Here is a 19,366-nt window from a genome sequence, read left to right as displayed (position 1 = left end):
AAAAAAAGGATGCCCCGGTGCGCCTGACTGGCCAGCCCGGGCCGAATCACCGTCGAGCCTGCCCCGACGAGTGCCGCCGGGGTCGCGCTGTGGTGCGGACTACGATACGGCGGTCGGGTGACGAGCGGGCAGTCCGCGGGCAGCAGGCCGGCGACCGAATGGACCGCGGTCACCTCGAGAGCGGCCTCGGTACCGAGGTTCGGCAGCAGCCCGGGCAGTCTGTCGGCCAGCATGGTCTTGCCACTGCCGGGCGGCCCCTGCATGAACAGGTGGTGGCCACCGGCCGCCGCGACCTCGACGGCCAGCCGGCCCCTGCTCTGCCCCGCCACGTCCGCCAGATCCCCGACCTGACCGTCGGTGGAGGCAGCTTCGGCCGTGGGGGCCGCCACGGGCTCGGCGGCGATCTCTCCCCGCAGGAGCGCCAGCACACTGGTGAGATCGACAGCGGGCTCTACCACCGCGCCCGGTACCAGCGCCGCCTCGGCCGTGTTGCCCGCCGGTACCACGACCCGTTCGATACCGGCAGCCACCGCCCGAAGTACCGCCGGGAGCACCCCGCGGACACCGCGCACCCGGCCATCCAGCGCCAGCTCGCCGATGAGTACCCGACGGAGCAGGGCGGCGCGCGGCACCACACCGGCCGCGGTGAGGATCGCCACCGCCATAGCCAGGTCGAAACCACTGCCCGATTTCGGGAGGGTGGCGGGGAACAACCCGAGCGTGATGCGCCGATCAGGCCACCGTTGGCCCGAGTTCACGATCGCGGCGCGAATCCGATCCCGCGACTCATGCAACGCGGCATCGGGCAGACCGATGAGAGTCAGCCGCGGAAGACCATTGGCGAGATCCGCCTCCACCTCGACGATGTGACCTTCGACCCCGACGACCGCCACCGCCCGGGCCCGCGCGAGGGCCATCAGAACGCTCCCCGGATGTGCTCGACACGAACCGGACCCGCCGGAGAGCGGGACACCAGGAGGACGTCGAAACGCACCAACGACGAGGCGTGGGGGTGCTCTGCGAGCCATCGGGCAGCCAGGCGTCTGATCCGAGCCGCCTTGCGACCCACGACGGCCTCGGCGGCCGATCCGTAACGCGTCCCGGATCGGGTCTTGACCTCGCAGAACACCAGGCTCTCACCGTCCTGCACAACGAGGTCGAGCTCGCCCTCGCGGCAGCGCCAGTTACAGTCGAGGATCTCGGCGCCGACCGCCGCCAGATGGCGGGCGGCGACATCTTCGCCGAACCTGCCCAGTGCGTCCTTTGCCCGCATCGCCGCTCCCGTTCGCCGGGGGACGGGTGCCCGCCGGTCGTGACCAGCGTGGACGTGGGCGGGCCGGAGAGCCATCCACATGATCGATATGTGGATGGCGAGGATTTCTCCACAGGAGCGAGCTGGGCGGACATCTCAGCGGGGCATCACGGGCTTCGGTGACGGGCCGACTCGCACTGTCGATCCAGGCGACAACCGATCGGAATGAGATGCCGATCTGCGGAACATACCGCCGAGACGATCAAGACGCCGAAGCGATCAAGCGGCCGGGGCTGGCAAGCGTGACGCCGAGAGTCGGCGTCAGAGCTCGGCCTTAGTCAACTCCTCGACGTTGATATCTTTAAAGGTGACTACTCGGACATTTTTAACAAAACGCGCAGGACGGAACATGTCCCACACCCAGGCGTCCCGCAAGATCAACTCGAAGAAGACCTCGCCGTCCGTGCTGTTCCTGACCTCGATCTGGTAGTCGTTCGCGAGGTAGAAGCGGCGCTCGGTTTCGATCACATACGAAAAAAGCCCCACCACGTCGCGGTACTCGCGATAGAGCTGCAACTCCATCTCGGTCTCGTACTTCTCGAGGTCTTCCGCGCTCATACAGTCTCCGTGACGCCATGCCGGCTGGTCACAAGCACCCTGTCCTCCAGCCGCAATGATCGTGCTTCCCTCGTCGTCGCCGCATGCGCAGCCACGTTGACGTACGACATCCGATGCTCGTCACACGGTCCGCAGCGCGCCAGCGCCGCCGCGTGGGCCGCGGTGACGTATCCCTTGTGCTGCGCGAAATCGTACTCGGCATAGCGCGTGTGCAACGCACGCATGATCCGGTCCCTCGTCACCTTCGCCACGACCGAGGCTGCCGCCACGCACGCGACCACCCGGTCTCCCTTCACCACCGCCAACGACTCCGCTCCGAAACCGGCGACCGCGAATCCATCCGTGAGTACGTACCCTGGGCGCACAGGCAGGCGCGCCACCGCGCGTCGCATTCCGGTGATGTTGGCTACGTGCAGGCTGACCCGATCGATCTCGGCCGCGGAGATGACGACGGTCGACCACGCCTCGGCGGCGGCCGTCACGTCCTCGAAAACACTCTCACGGATCTGCTCGGTCAGGAGCTTGGAGTCGGCCAACCGCGCCAGCCGTCGACGAGCCTCCGGAGCCAGAATCACCGCGGCGACGACCAAGGGTCCGGCGCATGCCCCACGACCCGCCTCGTCGACCCCTGCGACCGGACCGAGACCATGCCTGTTCAGAGCGCGCTCGTAACCGAACAGCCCGGCATCCCGGCGAAGAGCGGCACCGTAGTGTCTCATGACGGACCGCGGCGCCGAGCCGTCCCTGACACGCGCGTGCGCGTGGGTCCTCGTGGCATCCGGCGGGGCCGACGGGTGGCGGTCCACGCCGGGGGGATCAGCACGGCAAGGGCGAACAGGGATGCGTCATCCGTGACCGGGGAGCCCGGCAGCGGCACCGCGGCGTCGTCGGCGGAAGACAGCGCGGCCGATGTGGCCGACGTGGCCGACCCGGCTGATGTGGCCGACCCGGCCGGCGCACGAGGAGCCGGAGGCAGCACCGACTCGACGGGAATCCCGGCGAAATCGTTTGGAACGCCCAGGAATCCGAACCGGCCGAGTGGCCAGACACGGACGAAGGCCCGTCCCACCACCGCATGCTTCGGGATCGGCCCGTTCTGCCGGGCATCCGAGGAGGCCCCGCGATGGTCACCCATCACCCACAGGTAGCCAGCCGGGACGGTCAGCGGGCCGAACCGCTGATAGTCGTTCTGGTAGACGTACGGCTCGTCGAGCGGATGGCCGTTGACCGAGACTCTACCCGCAGTATCGCAACACGCGACCGTGTCGCCGCCGACCGCTATGACGCGTTTGATGAAGTCGGTCTCGCTCGGAGCCCCGAGACCCAACAGGTTCTGCGCGCCACGAACGAACCTGCTGAACGCGTTGCTCGGCGGCGGGACGACGGACTCGGCATGATCGAATCCGGTTCCCTTGCCGTTGAAGACGACGATCTCACCCCGGTGCACGTCGCGGAAGTGGTAGACGACCTTGTTGACAAGAACCCGGTCGTCGACGAGCAGTGTCCGTTCCATCGACTCCGAGGGGATCCAGAACGCCTGGACCAGAAAAGCCTTGATGAGCAGGGCGAGCAGAAAGGCGATCAGCACAAGGACCGGGAGCTCGCGGAGGAACGAGCCACGGCCACGGGCCCGCGCCGCCTCGGGCCGGGAAACCCGACGACCGGTGGCTTCCGAACCGTCGGGCTGCGCCTGGTCCTTCGGGCCGTCTGGCTCGGTCGCAGGGCTCGGCTGCGCGCCGTCCGGCTGGCCGCACTCGGTCCTTCCCGGTCCCCGAGGCCCACTGGGATCGGATGCGTTCACGCCGCCACCTCGCAGGATCGACCGCCAAACCTCATCGGACCGGTCGACGTGCCACCAGCCGCACCTTGCGACAGCGTTGCGGACCGTGCCGCCTATCTTCTTCCATCAACGGCGACGGCACCTGCACGGGCAACCGGCAAGTCGCGGATGGAGAATCCGGACGCGTCACGGGGTGGCGGTGACCTCAGCGCGCGACCGGCTCACGCTTCTCCTTGATCTTGGCAGCCTTACCGCGCAGCTGACGCAGGTAGTACAGCTTGGCCCGTCGGACGTCACCGCGGCTCACGACCTCGATCTTCGAGACGATCGGGCTGTGGAGGGGAAAGGTCCGCTCCACACCCACCCCGAAGCTGACCTTACGGACGGTGAAGGTCTCCCGCACCCCGCCACCCTGGCGGCGGATGACGGCACCCTGGAAGACCTGGATGCGCTGACGGTTTCCTTCGACAACCCGCACGTGGACCTTGAGGGTGTCGCCCGGCCAGAACTCGGGCACGTCGGTCCTCAGCGACTCGGCGTCGAGGCTGTCCAGGGTGTGCATGGCAGTCGCTTCCTGAAGAGTTGAGAATGGATCGTCCGCGGCCCCGGAACGCACCGAGACGGACAATCCATGGTCGAGGCCGATCTGGCCGGCATGGGTGGACGCAATCACCGCGAGGTGTCCCGCGGGGAAGACATGCGACCCGAGGCCGCCCGAACCGGTCACGAACCGACGGACACTGCATCCTACTGTGCCACACCTAGGAGAGAGACCGGACCGCCCTACCCCTCGCCCGGCCCCTCGACGTCACGACGATGGATCAGGCCGATCCCCTCGGTGGGGGCCCGGCACCATCCGCCCGGCCGCCTCGGCAGCGGCGGCAGCGGCGGCAGCGAGTACGGCTCGGTCCGCTTCGGCGAACTCGCGGCGTTCCAGGAGGTCCGGGCGCCGCAACAGGGTACGACGAAGCGCCTGGGAACGACGCCAGCGGGCGATCGCCTCATGATCGCCGGAGCGGAGAACGGACGGCACCTCGGCCCCCCGCCATACCGGCGGACGGGTATAGACCGGGCCTTCCAGCAAGCCGTCGGAGAAAGAGTCGTCGACGGCCGAGGCACTGTTACCGAGGACTCCGGGCAGCAGCCGCGTAACCGCTTCGAGAAGCACCAGAGTCGCGGCCTCGCCCCCGGCCAGCACATAGTCTCCGATGGAGATCTCGTCATCGGCCCAGGTCTCGATCACCCTGGCGTCGATGCCCTCGTAGCGCCCGCAGCAGAACACCAGCCAGGGCTCGCGCGCCAACTCTTCGGCATAGCGCTGAGTGAACGGAGTCCCCGCCGGGGTCGGCACGACGACCCGGGGCCGGCTACCGGCCACTCGTGCGGTGATCTCCGACAACGCCGCGTCCCAGGGCTCGGGCCGCATGACCATTCCCGGGCCTCCCCCGTAGGGGGCGTCATCCACGGTGCGATGAACATCCGTGGTCCACATCCGCAAATCATGTGTATGGATCTGCAGGGTTCCGCGCTCCTGGGCCCGGCCCACGAGCGACAGACGCAGTGGCTCGAGATAGGCCGGGAAGATGGTGACGATGTCGGCGCGCATCGGCTGCTTTCAGAGATATCAGTTCTCAGAGGTATCGGCTCTCAGAGGTATCGGCTGCCTGCCGGGAAACCCGACCTGCCCGCCAGCCGAAGACCGGGCCGAGGCGGCGCAGCCAACTTCCGGCGCAGGACCCGAGTCAATCGAGATCGAGTAGGCCGGGCGGCGGATCCACGACGATCCGGCCGGCGGGGGGGTCGACGGTCGGCACGATGTCACGGACGAAGGGGACGAGATGCTCGCCACCATCCGGGCCGCCGATCGCGAGCAGGTCTCCCGCAGGGGAGTGAATGATGTCGGTGACGTGCCCCAACAACATGCCCGCCGTGGTCACCGCCCGCAGGCCGACCAGGTCCCGATCCCACCACATCTCCACGGCCTCGCCGTCGGCGGCATCGTCGTCGAGCGGCGATCCCGCCTGATCCGCGTCGATAGCCAGGAGCACGCCGCGCAGCGCCTCCGCGGCGCCACGATCGTCCACCCCGCGAAAGTGAAGCAACAGGCGACCCGAGTGCCAACGAGCGCCGGAGACGGTGAGCGGAGTTCCGCCCCCTTCGCGACCGAGGACTGCCCCTACGGCGAACCTGCGGTGGGGCACGTCGGTGCGAATCTCGATCGTGACCTCACCGCGGATGCCATGCGGCCGGCCGATCCGCCCGACGACGATCTCCTCAGCCACGACTTCTCGAGCAATCAGGACAAAGCTCGCGACAGCATCGGCGGATCCTAATGATCCACATCGACAACGTCGATCCGAAGGCCCCGGCCTCCGACACCGCCCATCACCGTGCGCAGCGCACGAGCGGTACGGCCTCGCCGACCGATGACCTTCCCGAGATCTTCGGGGTGCACCCGCACCTCCAGGGTACGTCCACGCCGACCGTTGTTCAGGTCCACCCGGACGTCGTCGGGGTGATCGACGATGCCTCGCACAAGATGTTCGAGGGCCGCCTCCAGCACCTACTGCCCCGCGGTCGTCGGTGCGTCCGTGGCCGGGGCGGCTTCCACTTCCTCTGCCGACTCTGCCGACCCGGACTTCTTGGCCTTCTTCGGCGTGGTGGCCGGCCGGTCCTCGGCGCCCGCAGCAGCCCGCGCGGCCGCCTGGAAGATCTCCCGCTTGTCCGCCTTTGGCTCGGCGACCTTCATCGGCGGGGGCGCCGGCAGGTTCTTGAACTTCTGCCAGTCCCCGGTGACCTTGAGGATCGCGAGGACGGGCTCGGTGGGCTGTGCACCGACCGAGAGCCAGTGCCCCACCCGCTCGGCGTCGACCTTGATGATGCTCGGGTCGGACTTGGGGTGGTACTGCCCGATGGACTCGATGACCCGACCATCCCGCTTGGTACGGGCATCGGCCACGACGATGCGGTAGTGCGGCTCGCGCATCTTGCCGAGACGCTGCAGTTTAATCTTGGTTGCCACGGTGGTCGAACGGCTCCAGACATGTCGATGACCACTGGTTTTCCACGGCTGCGCATGGAGCCCCGGTGGTGGGAAGCACCCGCGCCGGACAACCACTCACACATCTCCCGCCCGGCACCGCGAGAAACCGCGACACCGCGAGGAATGAGGGCAGCCACACCGGCGCTGGCAGGCAGGGCCTGTATTGAGCTTACAGTCTGCCAGATCGTGACCGCCGCGCACGACCGGGGAGCCCGTGCATCCACCACGGCCGCCTCGCGCGGGTCAACGGCCCCCGCGGGGGCCGCGCGGCGGCATCCCACCGAAGCCGTCCTGCTGCCGCATCAGCGCCGAGAGATCCGGCATGCCGTCCGGAAGCGCGGGGCCCTTCGCCAGCCGCTCCTGCGCAGTGGACTTCTGCGCCTTGGCCTGGGCCGCCCGTGCCGCCGGATTACCCTTGCGGCTGGCTCCCTTGCCCTTCTTCGCGGTCTTGCGAGCCGAGGCGGCCTTCGCTCGACCCACCCCCCCCGGCATCCCCATGCCGCCGGCCATCTGCCGCATCATCTTGCGGGCCTCGGCGAACCGGTCCAGCAACTGGTTGACCTCGGTGACCGTGACCCCGGATCCACGCGCGACCCGAGCCTTGCGGGACGCCTGCAGGATCCTGGGATCACGCCGTTCCGTCGGCGTCATGGACCGAATGATCGCAACCACCCGATCGACATCCCGATCGTCGACCTGCGCCAGTTGATCCTTCATCTGGCCCATACCCGGCAGCATGCCGAGCAGGTTGCCGATCGGGCCCATCTTACGGACCGCGAGCATCTGCTCGAGGAAATCCTCGAGAGTGAACTCGGAGGCGACCATCTTCGCCGCCAGGGCCTCGGCCTGCTCGGCCTCGAACGCCTTCTCGGCCTGCTCGATGAGGGTGAGGACGTCACCCATACCGAGGATCCGCGACGCCATGCGTTCCGGGTGGAAGACGTCGAAGTCGTCCAGGGCCTCGCCAGTGGAGGCGAACATGATCGGCCGACCGGTCACCTGGGCGACCGAGAGGGCCGCACCACCGCGCGCGTCGCCATCAAGCTTGGTCAGGACCACTCCGCTGAATCCCACGCCATCGGCGAAGGCGCTCGCGGTCGCGACCGCGTCCTGACCGATCATCGCGTCCAGGACGAAGAGAATCTCATCCGGTGAGACAGCGTCGCGGATGTCGGCCGCCTGCCGCATCATCTCCTCGTCGACGCCGAGCCGCCCGGCCGTGTCGACGACGACCACATCGAAGACCTGCCGGCGCGCGTGCGCGAGCGCGTCGCGCGCGACGCGCACCGGATCCCCGACCCCGTTGCCGGGCTCGGGCGCGAAGACCTCCACCCCGGCCCGCGCCCCGACCACCTGCAGCTGGTTGACCGCGTTCGGACGCTGCAGGTCGGCCGCGACCAGCAGCGGGGTGTGACCCTGGGCCTTGAGCCAGCGCCCGAGCTTGCCGGCCAGGGTGGTCTTACCCGTTCCCTGCAGGCCGGCGAGCAGGACCACCGTCGGCGGGGTCTTGGCGTACCGCAGCGTCGTCGTGCCGCCGCCGAGGATCGCGACGAGCTCCTCATTGACAATCTTGATTACCTGCTGGGCAGGGTTCAACGACGCACTGACCTCGGCGCCGCGGGCACGCTCCTTCACCGCGGCCACGAAGCCACGGACGACCGGGAGCGCGACGTCCGCCTCGAGCAGAGCCACCCGGATCTCCCGCGCAGTGGCGTCGATGTCGGCATCGGTAAGGCGCCCTCTGCCACGCAGCGACGCGAAGACCTTGTCGAGGCGGCTGGAAAGGGTGTCGAACACGCACACACTCCGAGATCGCAGACGGACCGCAGGCACCAGCGTACGCACCCGACGACGAGGACAGCACACCCCCGCGTCCGATCAACCGACGACGTCACGCATCGGCCGATCGACGCGGACGCGACGTGCGCGGCCCGGCGAGGCATGCCCGCACGGACACCGACCTGGTCATTCACCTGCCGGGCCCGCCCTCTGCGCTGAGGAGGGCGAGACGCCTCGCCGGACGCTCACCCCCCCGGTCAGGAGAACACCGAGGAACATGGCGCGGCTGACCACGGAGCCCCACAGCTCCGCTCAGTGATGAAGCTTAGGTCACATGCCGAACGACCGGAAGGCCTTGACGCTGAGCACGTTGTGGTCTTCGCCGATCCGGCGGCCACTCGATCGATCAGCCAGCTTCGCCCAACAGGGCGTCGACGAACGTCTCCGGCTCGAAGGGAGCAAGATCGTCTGGACCCTCTCCCAAGCCGATCAGTTTCACCGGCATGCCGAGCTCGCGCTGCACGGCGATGACGATCCCGCCCTTGGCCGTACCGTCCAGCTTGGTCAGCACGACTCCGGTGAGATCAACCGCCTGCGTGAACACCTGTGCCTGGACAAGCGCGTTCTGACCGGTCGTGGCGTCGAGCACGAGCAGCACCTCATCGACCGGACCGTGCTTGCCCACCACTCTTTTAATCTTCGCCAGCTCGTCCATCAGGCCTGCCTTGGTGTGCAGCCGGCCGGCGGTGTCGATCAACACGGTGTCCACACCGCTCTGCGTGCCCTGTCGGACCGCATCGAACGCCACCGACGCGGGGTCACCCCCCTCGGCCCCGCGGACCGTGATCGCGCCGACCCGTTCACCCCAGGTCTGAAGCTGATCCGCGGCCGCGGCACGGAACGTGTCCGCCGCGCCCAGCACGACCGTACGCCCGTCCGCGACCAGCAGCCGCGCGATCTTTCCACAGGTCGTGGTCTTGCCCGTACCGTTGACACCGACGACGAGTACGACGGCGGGACGATCCGGGGCCGTCGTGCGCAGCGATCGGTCGGTCGTCGTACCGATCTGGGCAAGCAGCTCGTCGCGCAGCATCGCCCGCACATCCGCAGGCGTGCGGGCACCGAGCACCTTCGTGCGTTCCCGCAGCGCGGCGACCAGCTCGGTGGTCGCCGTGACCCCGACGTCGGCGAGGAGCAGGGTCGCCTCCACGTCTTCCCACGCGTCCTCGTCGAGATTGTCGCCGGACAGCAGGGAGAGCAATCCGCGACCGAGCGCGTTCTGCGAACGAGCCAGCCGCAGGCGCAGCCGGACGAGGCGGCCGGCGGCCGGCGGCGGTGCCTCCGGCAGGATCCGCTCCTGGACCGGGATCCCCGGCGCGGCCGGTATCTCGGCGGGCGGGGCGCCGACGCCCTCGGTCTCCGTCGGGGACGGCAGCAGCACATCGGGAAGACCGATGTCGTCGACCGTCCTGGTCGCCGAATCTCGGGGTACCTCGGCATCGTCACCGACCCCGGGACGGTAGTCGGCGCCCGGGCGCGGGCCTTCCTCGACGGATCGGCGGGGGCGTCGGCGCAGGGCCGTGCCGGCCACCAGGCCCACGGTGGCCAGTACGACGACGGCGATGACGACGATCAGGATGAGGAGCTCCACGTACCGATCCTGACAGATGACGCCACAAGGCCGTGGCGCTCGCCCGGCGGGAGGGCGGCGGCGTCAGAGCGCCGCCCGCTCCCGCAGCCGCTGACTGATCACTGTCGTCACCCCGTCGCCCCGCATGGCCACGCCGTACAGGGCGTCAGCGATCTCCATCGTCCGTTTCTGGTGGGTGACGATGATCAGCTGCGACTTCTCGCGCAGACCCTCGACAGCATCGAGCAGCCGGCCGAGGTTGCGGTCGTCCAGAGCTGCCTCGACCTCGTCGAGCACGTAGAAGGGCGAAGGACGGGCCCGGAATATCGCGAGCAGGAGAGCGAGTGCGGTCAGTGAACGCTCCCCGCCGGACAACAGCGACAGACGCTTCACCTTTTTTCCCGGCGGCCTCGCCTCGACCTCGATACCCGTGGTGAGCATGTCATCAGGATCGGTAAGCACCAGCCGGCCCTCACCGCCCGGGAACAGCGTCGAGAAAACGATCTCGAACTCACGGGCGGTGTCCGCGAACGCGACGGCGAAGACCTCACGCACCCGCAGATCAACCTCCTCGACGACCAGGAGAAGATCCCGGCGGGTGCTCTTGATGTCTTCGAGCTGCGCGGATAAGAACGCCGCCCGCTCCTGAAGCGCGGCGAACTCCTCGAGGGCGAGGGGATTCACCCGCCCCAGCCGGGCCAGCTGCTTCTCCGCGGTGGCAGCCCGGGCGCTCTGCTCGGCTCGATCGAACGGCACCGCGGTGCCGTCGGGCTCATCCGGCGGGACCAGCGTGACCGGCCCGAACTCCGCCACCAGGTCGTCCGCGTCGATGCCGTGCTCCTCCAGAGCCTTGGCTTCCAGTGTCTCCACCCGCAGCCGCTTCTCCGCTCGGGCCAGCTCGTCGCGATGGGCGGCGTCGCGCAGCGCCGCGAGTTCGGTGGCCAGGGCGCGCCCCTGGTCACGCACCCCGACCAGCTCCGTCTCGGCGGCCTTGCGCAGTGCGTCGGCCTCCTCCCGCTCCGCCGCGGCGCGAGCCAGCGAATGGTCCAGGCGGTCGAGAGCGACCTGGGCCGCCTCCCCCATCACCGTCGCGACGGCCGCCTGCCGCTCGCGGACCTCGTGCCGACGGGCCGCCGCGGCCCGTGCCGCCCGCTCGTTCGCCGCCGCGCGGATCAGTCCGTCGGCGCGTCCCTGCAGGCCTCGCACCCGCTCCTCGCTGGTACGGACGGCCAACCGGGCCTCGACCTCGGCGGCGCGCACGGCGGAGGTGGCCGCGACGAGCCGGTCCCGTTCATCCGGAGCACGCTCCCCCGCCTCCGGCTGCTCAGATGTCGCGGCGAGCGACGCCTCGAGCTCGGTCAACGCTCCGTATGCCCGATCACGGGCTGTTTCGGCCCGTGATCGGGTAGCCTCCAGCCGGGCGATCTCGGAGGCCGCGGCCCCTCCCGAACGATCGAGCTGCGCCATCTGCTCGGACAGCGCCCGGTGCCGGGCATCGGTCCCGTGCAGCGCCGCCAGTGCCGCGTCGATGGCGGTACGGGCCCGGGTCACCTCGGCACGCGCGGGCTCGAACGCCTCGTGGGCGGACTCGACGCGACGGGTCGCCTCCGCCACACCGGCCTCGGCCTCGTCCGCCGCGGCCTGCAGTTCGATCGCAGACGGCGGGTTCGCGCTGCCACCGATCGAGAGGGGCGCACCGATGACGTCGCCGGCGCGGGTGACCACCCGCAGGTCGGGACGCAACGCCGTGGCCCGCTCGGCCGCTGCCAGATCCTCGACCACGACAGTCCGGGCGAGCAGGGACGACACGGCGGTACGGAACCGGTCGTCACCGATCTCCGCCAGATCCAGCGCGGCAACGGCACCGGCCGGGAGCGGACCGTCGGCGCTGGCCGCCCCCGGGTCGGTCGCCGCGCTGCCGACAGGGCCGGCGCAGGCGGCGGGATCGGCGCAGGCGTCAGGCTCATCCGCGACGGTGACGGCGGCCACCAGCGCTGCTCGGCCGGCGCCCGTTTCCCGCAGCCACGCAAAGGCCGCCATGGCATCTTCCGACGTGCCGACGAGCAGGGCGTCCGCCGCCGCGCCCAGCGCCGCGGCGATGGCCGCCTCCGCGCCGGCGGTCACGCTCAGGACGCCGGCCAGCCGGCCGATCACCTCGAGGGTCGGATCCAGTGCCGGAGCCGGGTCCTCCGCCGTGTTCGAGGCGCCCTGCCCGGTCTGCGCGGTCTGCGCGGTCTGCGCGCCGGTAGCAGCCCTTAACAGTGCCGCGGCTCCGTCGGCCGGCGCGAGGGAGAGATGCAGCGCGTCACGTCGCGCGGCCCAGGAGGCGCGGTCACGCTCGGCGCTACGCTCCTCACCGCGCAGGACCTCGAGCCGCTCGGCGGCAGCGGCATGCACCGCCACGGCCGCGCTGTGCCGCTCGGTGAGATCCTCCCGTGCGCTCTCCATCCGGGAGAGTTCGATCTCGAGGGCCGAACGTGACGCCGAGGTCTCGGTCTCCCGTTCCCGCGCGGCGTCGAGTGCCTCGGTCGTCCGTGCTATCTCGTTCTCGGCACTGGTGGCACGGGACCTGGCAGCCTCCACCTGGCCGGCAAGGCGCGCGATCTCCTCACGGCGAAAAGACGCCGCGCGTGCCGCGGCGATCAGTTCCTTCTCCTCCCGGGCGAGCGCGGCCTCGAGATCGGCACGCCTGGTGACCACCTCGGCGAGCAGGTCCCGATCACGCTCCAGCCGCTCGGTGAGGGCGATTTCCTGCTCCCGGACCGCCGTGGCCTCCTGTTCCAGTTCCTCGGGGTCGCGGCGCCCACGTACGTCGTCGGCCGCGGCACGCAACAGGCGACCCCGTTCGACGGCGAGCGAACGGGTGCCCCGCAGCCGTTCCCGCAGGGATGCCAGGGCGTACCAGGTCTCCTGGGCGCCGGTGGCGCGCGGAACGATCGCCGTCAGGTCGGCCTGCAGCTGCTCCTCCCGGCGGGCGACCGCGGCATGAGCGGCTTCGGTGGTCGTCAGCCGCGCCCGCAATGCCTCCTCGTCCGCGAGGTCGGAAGCGATCGCGGCCCGGGCACGATGGAGATCGTCGGCGAGAAGGCGCAGGCGGGCGTCCCGGAGCGAAGCCTGAATCACACCGGCCTTACGTGCGATCTCCGCCTGCCGACCGAGCGGCCCCAACTGCCGACGCAGCTCGGCGGACAGATCGGTGAGGCGGGTGAGGTTCGCCGACATCGCCTCGAGCTTGCGGAGTGCCTTCTCCTTGCGTTTACGGTGTTTGAGGACGCCGGCGGCCTCCTCGATGAAGGCGCGGCGATCCTCCGGGCGCGCGTGCAGGACCGCGTCGAGCTGACCCTGGCCGACGATCACGTGCAGCTCTCGGCCGATACCCGAGTCGCTCATCAGTTCCTGGATATCCAGCAGGCGACAACCGGTACCGTTGATCGTGTATTCGCTCTCGCCGCTGCGGAACATCAGCCGCCCGACGGTCACCTCAGTGTACTCGATGGGGAGCGCGCCGTCCGAGTTGTCGATCGTCAGGAGTACTTCGGCGCGCCCCAAGGCCGGGCGAGCGGGCGTGCCCGCGAAGATGACATCGGACATGGTGCCGCCACGCAGGGCCTTGGCACCCTGCTCCCCCAGTACCCAGGCGATGGCGTCGACGACGTTACTCTTGCCCGACCCGTTGGGCCCGACCACGCAGGTTATTCCCGGCTCGAGATGCAGGGAGGTCGAGCTCGCAAAGGACTTGAAGCCCCGCAGGGTCAAGTTCTTGAGATGCACCAGTCTCCGGAGCGCTGGAAGGGTTCACCGGCTCGACCCGGGATGGCCGGACTCAGCCGACGTTCGACAGAGCCATCCTAGTCGGCAACCCGAAGCACCCAGCAGGCTACACTCCGAAAAAAGCACGAAGAAGGCGAGGAGCGAGGTTGCCCGGCTCTTCCTGGGTATAGAGCCGCCAAGGTGACCCGAGACACACAGGCAACATCACTGGACAGAGACGAGCCGGCAAGAGAACGACCGATCCGACGATCTCAGCGACCTCGGTGATCATGACACCCGTAGAAACGGAGCCTTGCCCACGTAACCGGGCATACCCACTATGAGGGGGCGCCTCCCCGGGAAACGCCCCGCCAGCTCAGCTGAACGCCGGTTCAGCGTCGAGCGCCCGGACATCCTCCGGCACGTCGACACCACCCACCAACGCCTCGTTGACTTCACGTACTCGAGCCAGTTCTGCCTCGAGCTCCGCTACACGGGCACGAAGCCGACGCACCTCGTAAGAGAGACGCAAGTCGCCGCCGGAACCGACGTGGCCAAAAAGGGCCTTCGCCATAGTGATGGTCCTCCACGATGAGTGACCTAGTGGGTGTCAGACAACACAAGATCCGAACAGATCAGAGTGCGCCCCAAACAATGACTCCAGGCTCCCACGTCGAGTGACCGAAAGTCAAGAGCATGCCACATGCTCCCGAGCCGGTCCGGTGAACATGTAAAAAGCGGACGGTCATCCCCACGACAGTTCCGACAACACAGCGTCTGCAACCAGTCACTTTCGCCGGAAGTCGGTCAGATCGCTCTGCGCCACCTGCCACACAGCCTCCACCCTGTCCGTCCGCCCAGGGGTGTGACCCGTCATCAACAAGTGCAGAAGGTCACGACAGGCCGGCTCCGGCCCTTCCGCAACCACCTCGACCGCCCCGTCCGGGAGGTTGGTGGCGGATCCGACCAGGCCCAGGCGCCGGCCCCGGGTACGCACGTAGTCACGAAAGCCGACGCCCTGGACAAGGCCGGCGACCCGGGCAGTGAATCGGACCACGGCGTGTCCGGACTCCCTCTGCTCCGCGGATACATCGCTCATCAGCACGGTAGGGTACTGGCCATTGTGGATACCACATACTTCCCAGACATGGCAGGCCGACCGAGAGGGACACGGCGGCAGGATGATCATCGACTGGAACGGCCGGACCGGCCACGTTTCCGCCGCCGGTCCGCTGCCGTGCTACTCGCGTGTGGAGCTCTCGGCTCGGCGCTCCTTCTCAGCGGTTGCGGCCAGAACTTCTCCCAGGACGGCGGCACGCTACCCGCCCCGCACGCGAGCACCGATGGTGACCGCCAGGTGACCCCGGAGCCGGTCGACAGCGCAGACAAGATTATTGGTCCTGGCTACGCCCCGCCGCGTACCGCAGGGCCTACCCAGACAGCGGTGCCCAATCTGCCGGGCGGCAAATAGTAGTCAGGACCACTCATAACTACCACCCCTACGATTCACCTCATGCCGATCGCCGGTGAGACGCGGCTGGACACCCGGTTACCCAGACCAAGATCAGCCCGCTCGCCGGCCTGGTAGCCCGCACGACCGCCGCTCCCGGAGAGCTGGCGTGTCCTTGGCGCTCGCAACCTGGGGTAGACGCTTGCCAGGTGCGCATCCACCCGCTGGCTTCGATTCGCCAGGACGACGGCCACCGACGGCGTCGTCGAGGGCCCGTCTGATCCGTTCTCCCGGGTCTGCTTCTGCTGGGTCTGCGCCCGCTCCCGGGCCATCCGCTCCGTCCTGGTCAGTCTCTCCGCCACCGCCACCGCGAAGCCGGCCATCCACGACCGACGAAACGCCCGCGGGTCCTCCCGGCGTGGTGGACGGGCGAGGGCCAACCCCTGTGCCTGCTGGACCAGCAACGAGGTAAACAACATCTGCACGCGGTGGATATCCGCATCCATCCCGAACAGATGAGCGGAGTGCCCCATCCCCACTGCACGCTGCTCGGTCCGGTACACGAGCCGGCAACCAAGCGGTGCGGCAATGCCCGCGAGCAACGAGATCTTGTCCCGGGCATAGGGCGAATCGACGGCCACCACCAGGTCAGCCGCCTCGACGCGGTGCGGCGACGCCTCCTCGACCAGCGCGCGGTCGATCCCGTACTGGGCGATCAGCTCGGCTGCCTTGCTGTTATAGGTTTCGCGGGCGGCTTCGCTCAGCCCCTCCGCCTCCGCCATCGCCAACAGCTTCCGTATACGACCGAGCAGGGCATCCGGATTCATCGCGCCTCCGTCCATGTCGCGTCGGGGGCAGGCCAGCCAGCCGACGTGTCGGATGATGCCTCACCGATCCCGGCAGCCCGGTCTCGGCCCTGGACGAGGCGATAACTGTGAACGCCGCGGCAGGTCTGGCTCCCCACCGACTATCGCGGACGCCACGCCCGGCACCCCACCCGAGAGCCGCAGGCACCCGAGAGTCGCGGGATTCGAACGTGTGATCGAACCTTACCATCTGGCCCGCCCTGGGTGCGGCTGGCAGGTGGGGCAGGTGAAGCTCGACCGGTTCATGAAAGCGTCCCGGCGCACCGCGTCTCCGCATCGTGTGCACGGCCGACCCGCACGGCCGTACACCTGTAGCGACCGTTCGAACAGCCCGCTGACTCCGTCCGCCGACACGTACAGGCGGTCGAAGGACGTACCGCCCGCCTCGAGAGCCGCGGTCATCACCGTCCGCGCGCAATCCAGCAGCCTGCCGACCTCCGCCCGAGTGAGGGTCTCGGTCGGCCGCGCGTAGTGCAACTTCGCGGCCCACAGGGCCTCGTCCGCGTAGATGTTCCCGACCCCGCTGACAAGTGTCTGATCGAGCAGGGCCCGCTTCACGCCGGTACGGCGTCGACGCATCCTCTCCGTGACGAGGCGCTCGTCGAAGGCGGGGTCCAGGGGATCCCTGGCGATGTGCGCGACGGGAGCAGGCAGATCCGCTTCCCCCACCGCGACCGCCAGGCCACCGAAGGTACGTTGATCCACAAATCGCAGTTCGCGTCCTCCGTCCGTGAAGACGAACCGGATCCGCAGATGCTTCTGGTCGGGGGCGGCGGGTGGAACGACGAGCAACTGTCCGCTCATCCCGAGATGGGCGATCAGCGCATCCCCCTGGGCCGGATGACCTGGGGGCAGGGCAGGCGGAGACATCTCGGCCAGCACGGCAGCTGATTCCTCCTCCGGTGGTTCTTCTGGAACCACCGGAGCGCACGCCGCATGGTCTACCGGCGGCTGAAGCACCAGCCACAGATACTTGCCGCGACGTCGTGCCGCCGTTATCCGGCGGCCGACGAGCAGCGCCGAGAAGTCGGCGGCACCGGCCAGATGACGGCGCACCGCACGAGGATGGTGGACGTCAACCGATGCGATGACGCGACCGACGACACCACGTTCCAGACCGCGGCGAACAACCTCTACTTCGGGGAGTTCTGGCATGATCTCCGGTCATCGGGCCGGGTCAGTGGAATGACACCGGACCCTCGAGGTGGCTCGATGAATCTGTCGCCACCACTGAGCCTGTCGCCACCGCTGAGCCTGTCGCCACCGCTGAGCCTGTCGCCACCGCTGAGGAAGCGAATCGGGGCAACGGGTGATCATCCGCTCTCACGGGCCCGAGCCCCGATCGTGATCGAGGCCGCCGATGGCGGACTTCTCGTGATCTCTGCCGACGACATCCACGCCCGAACCGTCCTCCCGCCCCAGGGCCGACCGTTCCTCGAGAACCGCGAAAGCCGCGGCGGCCGCCCGCTGCTCGGCCTCCTTCTTGCTTCCCCCTTCGCCCTCGCCCAGTGGCTCTCCCGCGATCCTCGCGTAGGCGGTGAACCGCTTCGCGTGGTCCGGACCGGCCTCCTCGACGACATATTCAGGCGGTCCGAGAGCCAGCACCGCCGTCTGTTCCTGCAGTGAGGTCTTCCAGTCAAGCCCTGCGCCCCGGCCGGCGGCCTCGTCCAGCAGGGGATCGAAGAGACGGTGCACGAAACCGGAGGCCACGTCGAAGCCTGAGGACAGATAGACCGCCCCGATGATGGCCTCGAGGGTGTCGGCGAGAATGCTCGCCTTGTTGCGCCCCCCGGTGGTCTCCTCCCCCCGGCCCAGCAGTAGGTACGGACCGAGCCCGGTGGGTCCGATCCCCCGTGCCACGTCCGCGAGAGCCCGCATGTTCACAACCGAGGCCCGCTGCTTGGCGAGCTGCCCCTCGGGAAGATCCGGGTGGCGGATGAACAATGCCGCCGTCACCACCAGACCAAGCACCGCATCGCCCAGAAACTCCAGGCGTTCATTGGTGGGCAGGCCGCCCTTCTCGTAGGCGTAGGAGCGGTGCGTGAGTGCGCGGTCGAGCAGCTCGGGGTCGATGGCGACCTCGAGTACCTCGATCAGGCCGTCCCGCGGCGGCGGGGGTGGCAACTGGCGGGTCATCCGACCAGCCCGGCCAAGGCCCGGCGATGCGCCACCAAGGTCGCCATCGCCGCTCGGGTCCGAGAAGCCAGGTCCGCATGGACCGCGGCCGACGCCGCCCTCAGCGCCGCGAGCAGCCCGACTGCCTGGCTGTCGCCGGCTTCACCCGGCGCCCGCTCCGCGTGGACCGCGACACCATCGACCCCCAGCACGATCGTTCCCCCCCGCACATCAGGATCTTCCAACGTTCCCCATCCCGGATCCAGACCGGCCCTGGGCGGGTGCCCCGTACCCCGATGAGATTCCCACCATCGCATCCCCCGGATGACGGACATCAGGACATCTCCGGTGAATCCGTCGGTGACCGCCACGTCGACTCCGCGGCGATGATCGATCCTCTGGCCGTCGCCCGGCTCGCCCGTCCACGGAGCCGCGAGGAGCCGATCAGCGGTCAGCGGGCCGACATAGTGCAGATCAAGCGATCGGAGCAGCTCGTCGGCCGCTCGCCGCAAGGTGTCGGGGAGCGCTGGACGCGCCGTCAGAAGCCCGACGCGAGGAGCGTCGACGGCGAAGCGAACCGCGGCGTACGCGCTGCCCGCGACCGCGAACTGGGCGAGTTCGTCCGCCGTCACATCAACCGTCGCCCCCGCGTCACACAGCACGACGGGGGCATTCGACCCGCCGACAATCGAGGCGAGGGTGGCCCGCGTCACCCCGGGTAGCAGACCGTAGGTGAACTGAGCCGAGGCGACCACGGCTTCGGCCGGGGCTACCGAGACCATCGCATCGGCATGTCCGTCGCGGACCAGGCGCGCCGCTACCCGGACGCCGGAGTCCCGACGTGCTCGCACTTCACGCAATGCCTCCGGGCCCGCCGAAACGCCGCGAGCAGCCGTGGCGAGCAGAACGCGCTCGCCTGGCACAATTCCCAGGCGAGCAAGGTCATCCCGGACGGCGTCACCGGATGTCACCAGAGTGAGCACCAGATGCGGATCGGCGTCGAGCGCGCTGGGCAGTGCCTCGAGGAGAGGCCCGGAAGGGGACCCCTCCCCCACCAGGTCAACGGCGATACGTGTCACACCG

The 19,366-nt window shown here is 69.0% G+C and carries 19 protein-coding genes; all 19 read right to left on the bottom strand.

Annotation, left to right across the window (positions count from 1 at the left end):
- Nucleotides 1-917: YifB family Mg chelatase-like AAA ATPase (locus AC08OV_RS02140; protein ID WP_476619174.1), on the bottom strand; the 917-nt coding region annotated here is incomplete at its 3' end.
- A complete protein-coding gene (locus tag AC08OV_RS02135; protein WP_476614604.1) occupies nt 917-1,273 on the bottom strand; it encodes a YraN family protein in 357 nt (118 codons plus the stop codon). The genes AC08OV_RS02135 and AC08OV_RS02140, both read right to left, overlap by 1 nt.
- Before the next feature lie 300 nt (nt 1,274-1,573).
- Nucleotides 1,574-1,870, bottom strand: a complete 297-nt coding sequence (locus AC08OV_RS02130) for a DUF2469 domain-containing protein (RefSeq protein ID WP_011437963.1) — start codon at nt 1,868-1,870, stop codon at nt 1,574-1,576.
- The gene (locus AC08OV_RS02125; RefSeq protein ID WP_462187770.1) at nt 1,867-2,589 is read right to left on the bottom strand and encodes a ribonuclease HII; all 723 of its coding nucleotides are present in this window, start codon (nt 2,587-2,589) and stop codon (nt 1,867-1,869) included. Before AC08OV_RS02125 ends, AC08OV_RS02130 begins: the two co-directional genes overlap by 4 nt.
- Complete coding sequence (gene lepB / locus AC08OV_RS02120; protein WP_476614603.1) at nt 2,586-3,671, bottom strand: signal peptidase I; 1,086 nt, start codon at nt 3,669-3,671, stop codon at nt 2,586-2,588. The genes AC08OV_RS02125 and lepB overlap by 4 nt, the downstream gene beginning before the upstream one ends.
- A 184-nt stretch (nt 3,672-3,855) precedes the next feature.
- Nucleotides 3,856-4,212, bottom strand: a complete 357-nt coding sequence (gene rplS / locus AC08OV_RS02115; RefSeq protein WP_462187772.1) for a 50S ribosomal protein L19 — start codon at nt 4,210-4,212, stop codon at nt 3,856-3,858.
- A gap of 246 nt (nt 4,213-4,458) precedes the next feature.
- Complete coding sequence (gene trmD / locus AC08OV_RS02110; RefSeq protein ID WP_476614602.1) at nt 4,459-5,256, bottom strand: tRNA (guanosine(37)-N1)-methyltransferase TrmD; 798 nt, start codon at nt 5,254-5,256, stop codon at nt 4,459-4,461.
- Between the two features lie 136 nt (nt 5,257-5,392).
- Entirely contained in the window at nt 5,393-5,932 is a 540-nt protein-coding gene (gene rimM / locus AC08OV_RS02105; RefSeq protein WP_476591584.1) for a ribosome maturation factor RimM, read from the bottom strand.
- Nucleotides 5,933-5,979: 47 nt separating this feature from the next.
- On the bottom strand, nt 5,980-6,213 hold the full coding sequence (locus AC08OV_RS02100; protein WP_476614601.1) for an RNA-binding protein: 234 nt from the start codon (nt 6,211-6,213) through the stop codon (nt 5,980-5,982).
- Nucleotides 6,214-6,672 (bottom strand): 30S ribosomal protein S16, encoded by a 459-nt coding sequence (rpsP, locus tag AC08OV_RS02095; RefSeq protein ID WP_462187776.1) that lies wholly within the window; start codon nt 6,670-6,672, stop codon nt 6,214-6,216.
- A gap of 264 nt (nt 6,673-6,936) precedes the next feature.
- The gene (gene ffh / locus AC08OV_RS02090; RefSeq protein WP_476619173.1) at nt 6,937-8,490 is read right to left on the bottom strand and encodes a signal recognition particle protein; all 1,554 of its coding nucleotides are present in this window, start codon (nt 8,488-8,490) and stop codon (nt 6,937-6,939) included.
- Between the two features lie 388 nt (nt 8,491-8,878).
- Entirely contained in the window at nt 8,879-10,123 is a 1,245-nt protein-coding gene (ftsY, locus tag AC08OV_RS02085) for a signal recognition particle-docking protein FtsY (protein ID WP_476612982.1), read from the bottom strand.
- A gap of 63 nt (nt 10,124-10,186) precedes the next feature.
- Nucleotides 10,187-13,873 carry a chromosome segregation protein SMC gene (gene smc / locus AC08OV_RS02080; RefSeq protein ID WP_476612981.1) on the bottom strand — a complete coding sequence of 1,229 codons (3,687 nt, stop codon included), beginning with the start codon at nt 13,871-13,873 and terminating at the stop codon, nt 10,187-10,189.
- A 355-nt stretch (nt 13,874-14,228) separates the two neighbouring features.
- Nucleotides 14,229-14,426, bottom strand: a complete 198-nt coding sequence (locus AC08OV_RS02075; protein ID WP_462202741.1) for a hypothetical protein — start codon at nt 14,424-14,426, stop codon at nt 14,229-14,231.
- Nucleotides 14,427-14,639: 213 nt separating this feature from the next.
- Nucleotides 14,640-14,951 carry an acylphosphatase gene (locus AC08OV_RS02070; RefSeq protein WP_035731396.1) on the bottom strand — a complete coding sequence of 104 codons (312 nt, stop codon included), beginning with the start codon at nt 14,949-14,951 and terminating at the stop codon, nt 14,640-14,642.
- A gap of 407 nt (nt 14,952-15,358) precedes the next feature.
- Nucleotides 15,359-16,129: a DUF2786 domain-containing protein gene (locus AC08OV_RS02065; protein WP_476612980.1), complete on the bottom strand. Its 771-nt coding sequence runs from the start codon at nt 16,127-16,129 to the stop codon at nt 15,359-15,361.
- A gap of 222 nt (nt 16,130-16,351) precedes the next feature.
- A complete protein-coding gene (mutM, locus tag AC08OV_RS02060) occupies nt 16,352-17,323 on the bottom strand; it encodes a bifunctional DNA-formamidopyrimidine glycosylase/DNA-(apurinic or apyrimidinic site) lyase (protein WP_476612979.1) in 972 nt (323 codons plus the stop codon).
- 168 nt (nt 17,324-17,491) lie between these two features.
- Nucleotides 17,492-18,304, bottom strand: coding sequence for a ribonuclease III (gene rnc, locus AC08OV_RS02055; protein ID WP_476612978.1), 813 nt, complete (start codon nt 18,302-18,304; stop codon nt 17,492-17,494).
- Nucleotides 18,301-19,362: a phosphate starvation-inducible protein PhoH gene (locus AC08OV_RS02050; protein WP_476612977.1), complete on the bottom strand. Its 1,062-nt coding sequence runs from the start codon at nt 19,360-19,362 to the stop codon at nt 18,301-18,303. Before AC08OV_RS02050 ends, rnc begins: the two co-directional genes overlap by 4 nt.
- Between the last annotated feature and the right edge of the window lie 4 nt (nt 19,363-19,366).

The sequence above is a fragment of the Frankia sp. CeTa3Moorea genome (assembly GCF_978021225.1).
The sequence above is the reverse complement of the archived record's forward strand: the minus strand, read 5'-3'. Positions and strand labels throughout refer to the sequence as shown.